The sequence below is a fragment of the Ectopseudomonas composti genome, from assembly GCF_900115475.1.
GTDB classification, from domain to species: domain Bacteria; phylum Pseudomonadota; class Gammaproteobacteria; order Pseudomonadales; family Pseudomonadaceae; genus Aquipseudomonas; species Aquipseudomonas composti.
In genome coordinates this window covers 209777-217535 of record NZ_FOWP01000008.1, presented here as the reverse complement: position 1 = coordinate 217535, position 7759 = coordinate 209777, and the positions used below count along the sequence as shown (strand labels likewise).

The window sequence follows — 7759 nt, the reverse complement described above, 5'->3', positions numbered from 1 at the left end:
AGGGGTAGCGGTGGTGCAATTGCACCACCGCTTGCTCCAACTCCGGATCGCTGCGCCCTGGGCTGCTCAAAGGCCGCCGAGATCGATCCTGCAGGCCCGTATCACCTTGCTCACGGTACCGATCCAACCACTTGTAGCCAGTCCTGGGACTGACGCCATACCGGCGACAAAGCTCCCGCACATTGCTTTCGGGTTGCCCCGCCAACAGAACAAATTCACGCCTTATCGACATAGTGCTGCGCTCCGGCCACGGCATCACTCGATCTCCCGATTCGATGAACCCCGTAAGCCTAAATGCGTTACCTATGTCTCCCGACACCCGTTACCTATGTCCCCCGGCTGAACACATGGTGCACCCTACAACCAGCGCGGCCACCACTCCGGGCGCTGCGCTTTGAACTGGTTGAGGTAGTGACTGCCACCCAGCTGGTTCATCTGCTGACGAATCCAGGCCGCGCGCCGCACCACGTAGCCGTTCGGGCGACCGGCACTCCAGCGCAGTGGATTAGGTAGCACCGCTGCCAATTGACTGGCTTGCTGACGATTCAGGTAAGGTGCGCCGACGCCAAAATGATGCTGCGCGGCGGCTTCGGCGCCGAAGATGCCATCGCCCCATTCGGCGCTATTCAGGTAAACCTCGAGGATGCGCTCTTTCGACCAGAGCAGCTCGATCAACGCGGTAAACCAGGCCTCCAGCCCTTTGCGCAGCCAGCTGCGGCCGGACCAGAGGAACAGGTTCTTCGCCACTTGCTGGCTCAAGGTGCTGGCGCCGCGTAGCGACCCGCCGCTCTGGTTGTGTGCCAGGGCGGCCTGGATGGCGCCCATGTCGAAGCCCCAGTGCTCGGCGAATTTCTGATCCTCGGCGGCGATCACTGCCATCTTCAGGTGATCCGGCAGTTCGTTCCAGGGGCGCCACTGACGCTTCAGTTCAATGGGTTGTGCGCTGCTCCAGGATTCGATTTTGCGCTCGATCATCAGCGCCGTGCCGGGTGGCGGCACCCAGCGCAGGGCTAGCACCAGCAGTGCGCTGGCCAGCATCAGCCAGAGCAGCAGTTTCAGCAGGCGACGGGTCAGGGCTCGAAGCATGGGGGCTCGCAATGATCAGGAGAGGCGCTATTAAAGCAAAAAATCGCCGGGAGCGATTTTTGACGTCCGCTCTGCCGACGGCCTTCTGGGGTCGCCGCCATGGATGGCAGGCAATAAAAGGTGCTGAGTAAATTCCTGCGACACTGCAGGATTGGGCGCAGGTGTGACAATAACGACCATTTCGCCTTTCGGCCCAGTGGTTAAACTGCTTACCGATCGATATGTTCAGGAGTTTCCATGGCCCGCCTCTGGCTACTGTTGTCCGCATTCGCCGGTTTCACCGGTGTCGCTCTGGGCGCCTTTGCCGCTCATGGTCTGAAGAGCCGCCTGACGCCCGAGTACCTGGCGGTGTTCCAAACCGGCACGCACTATCAGTTGATCCATGCCCTGGCCCTGTTCGGTGTTGGCCTGTTGGCGCTGCATGCCCCAGGTCGCCTGGTCAATCTGGCCGGTGGCGCCTTCGCCTTGGGCATTCTGCTGTTCTCCGGCAGCCTCTACCTGCTGACACTCAGTGGGATCGGCAAGCTGGGTATCATCACGCCGTTTGGTGGCGTCGCCTTCCTGTTCGGCTGGGTTTGCCTGGGCTTGAGCGCCTGGAAACTGAGCTGACCCTGGCGTCAGAAATGAGGACGAATGGCGCCTTTTAGCCTTGGTCGTGGCCAGTTAACGGGCTAGAATGCCGGCCCTCTTTCCAGTTGTGACCGAGTCGTCATGCGTATCCAGTTGAATGGTGAACCCTTCGAACTGCCGGATTACCAGAGCGTCGCCAACCTGTTGGTTCGCCTCGATCTGACCGGGCGCCGTGTGGCGGTCGAGCTCAATCAGGACATCGTTCCACGCAGCCAGCACGACAGCACTTTGCTCGCCGAAGGCGACCAAGTGGAAGTGGTGCACGCCATCGGCGGCGGTTGACCCCTCGAGGAGTATTCCATGAGCCAAGTTCGCAGCGACAAGCCCTTCACGCTGGCCGGTCGTACGTTCCAGTCGCGCCTGCTGGTCGGTACCGGCAAGTACAAGGATATGGACGAGACCCGCGACGCCATCGCCGCTTCCGGCGCCGAGATCGTCACCGTGGCGGTACGCCGTACCAACATCGGCCAGAATCCCGGTGAGCCGAACCTGCTCGATGTGATCAGCCCGGACAAGTACACCATCCTGCCGAACACCGCCGGCTGTTTTGATGCCGTCGAGGCCGTGCGCACCTGCCGCCTGGCCCGTGAGCTGCTCGATGGTCACAACCTGGTCAAGCTGGAAGTGCTGGCCGACCAGAAGACTCTGTTCCCCAACGTCATCGAAACCATCAAGGCCGCCGAAGTGCTGGTCAAGGATGGTTTCGACGTGATGGTGTACACCAGTGACGACCCCATCATCGCCCGCCAGTTGGCCGAGATCGGCTGCATCGCGGTGATGCCGCTGGCCGGCCTGATCGGCTCGGGCCTGGGCATCTGCAACCCGTACAACCTGCGCATCATCCTCGAGGAATCGAAGGTGCCGGTGCTGGTCGATGCCGGTGTGGGCACTGCCTCCGACGCCACCATCGCCATGGAGCTGGGTTGCGAGGCGGTACTGATGAACAGCGCCATTGCCGAAGCGCAGAATCCGGTGCTGATGGCGCGCGCCATGCAGCATGCCGTCGAGGCCGGTCGCCTGGCTTACCTGGCCGGTCGTATGCCGAAGAAACTCTATGCCAGTGCGTCGTCGCCGCTGACTGGCCTGATCAACTAAGGATGACGATTTGCTGCGTGCCGGCTCGCTGGCACGCCAAGTCGTAAAGCACTCTACAAGAGCACAGCATGACCGATACCCAACAGCCCGAACTGACCGAAGACGGTCGCCAGCGTCGCACCATCAAGAGTTTCGTGATGCGTGCCGGGCGCATGACCGAAGGCCAGCAGCGCGGCCTGGACAAGGGCTGGCCATTGTTCGGCCTGGAGCTGGAGGATGGCCTGCGTGACTTCGACCAGGTATTCGGTCGTAGCGCGCCGCGTACCTTCGAGATCGGCTTCGGCATGGGGCATTCCACTCTGGAGATGGCCGCCGCCGCGCCTGAGCAGGATTTCATCGGTGTCGAGGTGCACAAGCCCGGCGTCGGTGCGCTGCTGAGCGGCGCGATGGTGCAGAATCTGAGCAACATTCGCGTCTACAGCTGCGATGCGCTGGAAGTACTGCGCGACTGCGTAGCCGATGCCAGCCTCGATCGCGTGCTGCTGTTTTTCCCGGACCCTTGGCACAAATCGCGGCACCACAAGCGCCGTATCGTCCAGCCGGCGTTCGCCGAACTGGTGCGCAGCAAGCTGAAGGTGGGTGGTGTTTTGCATATGGCTACCGACTGGGAGAACTATGCTGAGCACATGCTCGAAGTGATGAACGCGGCGCCTGGCTACCGCAACCTGGCGGCCGATGGCACCTATGTGCCGCGCCCTGAAGAGCGCCCGGTGACCAAGTTCGAGCGCCGTGGTGAGCGTCTTGGCCACGGTGTATGGGATCTCAAGTTCCAGCGCCAGAGCTGAGGATCGCTTCGCGATCCTTGGGTGGATCGACCCGAATCAGAACCAGCAGGATGCACCACTAGATCGGGATAACCCGACGGCCAGGACGGCACCTCACCGCAAGACACAACAACGATAAGTGCGCCTGCAAGGCGTGCAGACATTAGCGGTGCCGCTGTCATGGCGCCGCGAGGAGAGCATTGTGTTGAGATCGGTTTCCATTCTTCTGCTGACTGCCCTGGCGTTTCAGGCTCAAGCCAAGGTCGATGCCAGCCAGGTCGCACGCCTGGGGCAGGACCTGACCCCGCTGGGTGGCGAACGCGCCGCTAATGCCGCGGGCACCATCCCGGTTTGGACGGGCGGCCTGGCCACGCCGCCGGCCAACTACCAGACGGGCATGCATCACCCGGATCCCTACGCTGACGACAAACTGTTGTACCGGGTCGACAGCCAGAACCTGGCGCAGTATGAACAACAGCTGCCGGTTGGCCTCAAGACCCTGCTGCAGCAGAACCCCAGCTTCTACCTGCGCGTATTCCCAACCCGGCGCAGTGCGGCCGCGCCGCAGCGCATCTACGATGCGACGCGCTTCAACGCGCTGAACACCGAGCTGATTTCCGGTGGTAATGGCGTCCAGGGCGCGGCGGCTGGCGTGCCGTTCCCGCTGCCGCAGAATGGCCAGGAGGCTATCTGGAACCACATCATGCGTTACCGTGGCGACCAGATCAGCATGGCCACCAACCAGGCGGCAGTGCTCGCCAACGGCAGCTACAACCTGCTCAAGCTCGAGCGCGACGTCTACTTCCTCTATGGCCGTGAAGGCGTCGCCCCGCAGGATCTGGACAACACCCTGTTCTACTACAAGTACAAGGTGGTGGCACCGGCCAAGCTGGCCGGTTCGGCTCTGGTGGTGCAGGAAACCCTCGATCAGGTGCTGGCGATTCGCAAGGCCTGGCGCTTCAACCGTGGCGAGCGTCGCGTCCGTCGCCTGCCGATGCTCGCCTACGACACCCTGCAGCCTGATACCAACGGCATGGCTACCGCCGACCAGGTCGACTCGTACAACGGCGCCCCGGACCGCTACGAGTGGCAACTGCTGGGCAAGCGCGAAATGCTGGTGCCTTACAACAGTTACGCCGTGCATCAGAAGGGCATTCCCTATGCCGATATCCTGCAGGCCAAGCACATCAACCCAGAGCTGCTGCGCTACGAGCTGCACCGCGTCTGGGTGGTAGAGGCCGATCTGCGCAAGGGCTTCAGCCATCCCTACGGCAAGCGTCGTTTCTACCTCGACGAGGACAGCTGGCAGATCCTCGCCGTCGACCTGTATGACCGCAGCGGCAACCTGATCGGCCTGCAGGAAGCCCATCCGATCAGCTACTACGATGTGCCGATGTTCGGCTCGACCCTGGAGACGATCTACGACTTCAAGGGCGGCCGCTACTTCGCCGACGGGTTGGATAACAACGAGAAGATGTACGACTTCAACGCCAGGTTGGGCCCGCGCGACTTCACCCCGCAGGCGCTGCGCCGCGAAGGTAATTGAGTCAGTCGTGTCGTCCGAGAAAGCCACCCATGAGGTGGCTTTCTCATTGCAGGATGGCTAATTGCGGTCGGCCAATATGCCGATGACCGCGAAGATCAGGATCAGCACCGGCGCCAGGGTGTAGTTGTTGAAGTGCGCCAGGCCGTTGGCCAGCCAGGGTGTGAGGAAGACGATTGCCAAGCCGTAACCGACCGCGCAGAACACCACGAACAGCAGGGTGCGCAGCACGAAGTTGAGGTTGCCGATGGTGCGCTGAACCCAGGCGTTGATGGCAGGGCCGAACAGCACCAGCAGGGTGGCCATGATGGCCAGAGATATGTCGCTGAGGTGGCTGCGGCTCCAGCGCGAGAGGGTGATGATCAGGTCCAGTAGCAGATCCATGCAGGCTCCTTCAGTGCAGCGCGACGTGAGCGATGGCCGCGCGAATCAGACGCGTTAGCCTACCGGATTCATGCCGTGCTGTGGGTGAACTACGCCAGGAACTGCTGCAGCAGGTCGTTGAGAAACAGCTGACCCTTCGCCGTAGCGACCAATCGCGTGTCGTCGGCTTGCAACAGGCCCAGGCGTTCGGCTTCGCGGCGTGCCTGTTCGAGCTGCTGCAACGGCAGGCCGGTGCGCTGGCTGAATAGCTCGGCCGGCGCGCCTTCGCTCAGGCGCAGTACATTCATCAGAAACTCGAAGGGCAGTTCGTCGGCTTGCAGCAGGCGCTCGCCGGCCTGAAATGCCTTGGCCGGGTCGAGGTAGTCCTTTGGCAGGCGGGTTTTCCAAGTGCGCAGGATGCGTCCGTCCGGCGTGCTCAGCTTGGCGTGGGCGCCCGCACCAATGCCGAGAAAATCCCCGAAGGTCCAGTAGTTGAGGTTGTGCCGCGCCTGCTTGCCGGGCTGGGCATAGGCGGACACTTCGTACTGGGCGTAGCCCTCGGCCGCGAGCAGGGCCTGTCCGGCTTCCTGGATATCCCACAGCAGATCATCCTCGGGCAGCTCGGGCGGCTGGCTCCAGAACACCGTGTTCGGCTCCATGGTCAGTTGATACCAGGACAGGTGCGTGGGTGCCTGGGCGATGGCGGTGCGCAGATCGAACAGGGCGTCTTCGATGCTCTGTTCGGGCAGGCCGTGCATCAGATCGAGGTTGAAGTTGTCGAAGCCGGCAGCGCGGGCCATATCGGCGGCACGGATGGCTTCGTCGCCATTGTGGATGCGCCCCAGTGCCTTGAGCTTGGCCTCCTGGAAGCTCTGCACGCCGATGGACAGGCGATTGATGCCGAGGCTGCGGTAACCCTTGAATTTGGCCTGCTCGAAGGTGCCGGGATTGGCCTCCAAGGTGATTTCGATGTCCGGCGCGAAGGCGATACGCCGTTCGACGCCTGCCAGCAGACGGCCCAGGGCGCGGTCGGAGAACAGGCTGGGCGTGCCGCCGCCGAAGAAGATCGAGGTCAGTGACCGGCTATGGGCGTGCTGCAGATCGATATCAAGGTCAGCCAATAGTGCGTCGACGTATTCATCCTCTGGCAGCGTCGGCCCGGCTGCATGGGAATTGAAGTCGCAGTAAGGGCATTTGCGCACGCACCACGGGATGTGGATATACAGCGCGAGGGGCGGGAGCAGGAAACTCCCGCCAGTGGTATCGCTCATGCCAGCCCCAGGCGCTGCTTGAGCAGTGCCATGGCGCGGGCGCGGTGACTGAGGCGGTTCTTCTGTTCGGCCGGCAGCTCGGCGCTGGAGCATTCGCTCTCCGGCACCCAGAACAGCGGGTCGTAGCCGAAGCCGTGTTCGCCGCGTGCCTCATGCAGGATGCGGCCATGCCACAGACCTTCGCAGAGAATCGGCAGCGGGTCGTCGGCATGCCGTACCAGCGCCAGGGCGCAGACGAACTGGGCGCCGCGCTGGGCGTCCGGCACCTCTTTCAGGGCATCGAGCAGCTTGGCGTTGTTCGCCGCATCGCCCTTGCCGTCGGCGTAGCGCGCTGAGTAGATGCCGGGCGCGCCGCCGAGGAAATCCACAGCCAGGCCGGAGTCGTCGGCCAGTGCCGGCAGGCCGGAGATGCGCGCAGCGTTGCGCGCCTTGAGGATGGCGTTCTCGACGAACGACAGGCCGGTCTCTTCCGGCTCGACCTGGCTGAATTCACCGATGGAACGCACGCGCACGGCGTCGCCGAGCATGGCCTGCAGCTCTTTGAGCTTGCCGGCGTTATGGCTGGCCAGTACCAACTCTGTGAAATTAGTCATCCGGGAACATTTCCTGGTTGAAGGTGATGCGGTGTGCGTCGTCGCCCTGACGGACGTCGAGGGTAAAGCTCAGCATTTCACGGCTGGAGAAGGGAAACTGCGCCAGGTAGTAGATGGCACCGCTTTCCGTGATCTGGCGAAAGCTCAGCGGCGTGCGTTTGCCCAGCAGGTCCTTCACTTCGCCACCCACCACCGCCATGCTGGGCTTGCCGGCCTTGAGCACGGCGACGTTGATCACGCCCTGTGTCTTGCTGCGGGTCAGCCCGGTGGCTGTGGCGATGTCAGGCTGGATGAAGCTGGAATTGAACACGCTGTAGTGCACGTCGAGATCGCCGAAGCTTTGCTTGCGCTCGGCAGCAGCCGGCAGGGCCAGGCACAGGGCAATCAGGAAGGGGATGATGCGGCGCATGATGT

Annotated in this window: 11 protein-coding genes; 5 read left to right on the top strand and 6 right to left on the bottom strand. The window is 62.7% G+C overall.

Features of this window, described 5'->3' with window-relative positions; genetic code table 11:
- A partial coding sequence (locus BM059_RS16325; RefSeq protein ID WP_394328010.1) for a helix-turn-helix domain-containing protein occupies positions 1-232 on the bottom strand: 232 nt, incomplete at its 3' end.
- Positions 233-357: 125 nt separating this feature from the next.
- Positions 358-1086: a monofunctional biosynthetic peptidoglycan transglycosylase gene (gene mtgA / locus BM059_RS16320; RefSeq protein WP_074940048.1), complete on the bottom strand. Its 729-nt coding sequence runs from the start codon at positions 1084-1086 to the stop codon at positions 358-360.
- Positions 1087-1323: 237 nt separating this feature from the next.
- Here mtgA and BM059_RS16315 point away from each other — a divergent pair, with 237 nt between their 5' ends.
- The 5 genes from BM059_RS16315 (at position 1324) to BM059_RS16295 (ending at position 5121) form a co-directional block, all read left to right on the top strand.
- The gene (locus BM059_RS16315) at positions 1324-1695 is read left to right on the top strand and encodes a DUF423 domain-containing protein (RefSeq protein ID WP_074940043.1); all 372 of its coding nucleotides are present in this window, start codon (positions 1324-1326) and stop codon (positions 1693-1695) included.
- 102 nt (positions 1696-1797) lie between these two features.
- Positions 1798-1998, top strand: a complete 201-nt coding sequence (gene thiS, locus BM059_RS16310) for a sulfur carrier protein ThiS (RefSeq protein ID WP_074940041.1) — start codon at positions 1798-1800, stop codon at positions 1996-1998.
- Between the two features lie 18 nt (positions 1999-2016).
- A complete protein-coding gene (locus tag BM059_RS16305; RefSeq protein WP_037005336.1) occupies positions 2017-2811 on the top strand; it encodes a thiazole synthase in 795 nt (264 codons plus the stop codon).
- Between the two features lie 68 nt (positions 2812-2879).
- On the top strand, positions 2880-3596 hold the full coding sequence (trmB, locus tag BM059_RS16300) for a tRNA (guanosine(46)-N7)-methyltransferase TrmB (RefSeq protein ID WP_074940038.1): 717 nt from the start codon (positions 2880-2882) through the stop codon (positions 3594-3596).
- A 181-nt stretch (positions 3597-3777) separates the two neighbouring features.
- Entirely contained in the window at positions 3778-5121 is a 1344-nt protein-coding gene (locus BM059_RS16295) for a DUF1329 domain-containing protein (protein WP_074940036.1), read from the top strand.
- 57 nt (positions 5122-5178) lie between these two features.
- Here the strand turns inward: BM059_RS16295 and BM059_RS16290 are convergent, their stop codons facing one another.
- The 4 genes from BM059_RS16290 to BM059_RS16275 form a co-directional block, all read right to left on the bottom strand.
- Positions 5179-5502: a DUF3392 domain-containing protein gene (locus BM059_RS16290; protein ID WP_037005328.1), complete on the bottom strand. Its 324-nt coding sequence runs from the start codon at positions 5500-5502 to the stop codon at positions 5179-5181.
- An 89-nt stretch (positions 5503-5591) separates the two neighbouring features.
- Positions 5592-6752 (bottom strand): radical SAM family heme chaperone HemW, encoded by a 1161-nt coding sequence (hemW, locus tag BM059_RS16285; RefSeq protein ID WP_074940033.1) that lies wholly within the window; start codon positions 6750-6752, stop codon positions 5592-5594.
- Positions 6749-7345 carry an RdgB/HAM1 family non-canonical purine NTP pyrophosphatase gene (rdgB, locus tag BM059_RS16280; protein WP_037005324.1) on the bottom strand — a complete coding sequence of 199 codons (597 nt, stop codon included), beginning with the start codon at positions 7343-7345 and terminating at the stop codon, positions 6749-6751. Before rdgB ends, hemW begins: the two co-directional genes overlap by 4 nt.
- A complete protein-coding gene (locus BM059_RS16275; protein ID WP_037005322.1) occupies positions 7338-7754 on the bottom strand; it encodes a DUF4426 domain-containing protein in 417 nt (138 codons plus the stop codon). Before BM059_RS16275 ends, rdgB begins: the two co-directional genes overlap by 8 nt.
- Positions 7755-7759: the final 5 nt, after the last annotated feature.